This window comes from Ruminococcus sp. AF20-12LB (assembly GCF_003478985.1).
Lineage (GTDB): Bacteria > Bacillota > Clostridia > Lachnospirales > Lachnospiraceae > Blautia_A.
In genome coordinates, this window is the sequence record NZ_QUGH01000038.1 from 1 (window position 1) to 411 (window position 411).

The following is a 411-nucleotide window of genomic DNA, read 5'->3' on the forward strand; positions in this document are numbered from 1 at the left end:
CCCTATTGCTCATGATTATGAACTTTTCGGGGTTCTGGTTCATTTAAACCAGTGGGCTTAAGTGGACTCGAACCACCGACCTCACGCTTATCAGGCGTGCGCTCTAACCAGCTGAGCTATAAGCCCATCTTAGGATTTTTAAATCCTAGTGGAGATGAAGAGATTCGAACTCTCGACCCCCTGCTTGCAAGGCAGGTGCTCTCCCAACTGAGCTACATCCCCATTTGATCTGGCAGCCACCTGCTCTCCCACACCGTCTCCAGTGCAGTACCATCGGCCGCTTAGGTCTTAACCGTCGTGTTCGGGATGGGAACGGGTGTTTCCCCTAAGCGCATCGCTACCAGAAATATCACTATTCAATTTCCTTGATAACTCAACAGTAAAACACATTTCTTTTCTCTACTTTTTCCT

Annotated in this window: 2 tRNA genes and 1 rRNA gene; all 3 read right to left on the reverse strand. The window is 48.4% G+C overall.

The annotated features are described in order from the left end of the window. Positions 1 to 52 precede the first annotated feature (52 nt). Positions 53 to 126 (reverse strand) — tRNA-Ile (locus tag DWX61_RS18725). A 23-nt stretch (positions 127 to 149) separates the two neighbouring features. Next, positions 150 to 222, reverse strand: a tRNA-Ala gene (locus tag DWX61_RS18730). A gap of 5 nt (positions 223 to 227) precedes the next feature. Beyond that, positions 228 to 345, reverse strand: a 5S ribosomal RNA gene (rrf, locus tag DWX61_RS18735). Positions 346 to 411 lie beyond the last annotated feature (66 nt).